A 352-nucleotide genomic window follows, 5' to 3' on the forward strand; every position below is an offset into this window, starting at 1 on the left:
GAATCCCGTGAACTTGTAGCTAGTGATATAGGGTAAATCCAAGACATCCAGCTTCATAGCCACATAATACTTCTGCATCTTGACCATACAAGCGACGAAGCTCATTCACATAGTTCACAATATAGCTAACATTTGGACCGACTTTAGTGCTATGTTTGAATTGATTGGTCATCATGTTATAATAGCAGCGTGAAAAACTTTCTTTATAACATCCATTCCTATGAAAAGTGTGGGAAAATGAAACATATAAGACCTCCAATTGAGTGTGGTAATTCCTGCTAGAAGTTGATTGTTTTTTATTCTAGTGTACAGGTAAATCCACGAATTCTCAACTGGGGGTCTTTACATATTG

General features: G+C 36.9%; 1 pseudogene. It reads right to left on the reverse strand.

Going from position 1 to position 352, the window contains the following annotated elements:
* Nucleotides 1-22: 22 nt before the first annotated feature.
* Nucleotides 23-246: pseudogene (locus C1E58_RS12570) on the reverse strand (IS110 family transposase); the annotation flags it as partial.
* Between the last annotated feature and the right edge of the window lie 106 nt (nt 247-352).

It is taken from the genome of Streptococcus suis (genome assembly GCF_002964575.1).
GTDB classification, from domain to species: Bacteria; Bacillota; Bacilli; order Lactobacillales; family Streptococcaceae; genus Streptococcus; species Streptococcus suis_R.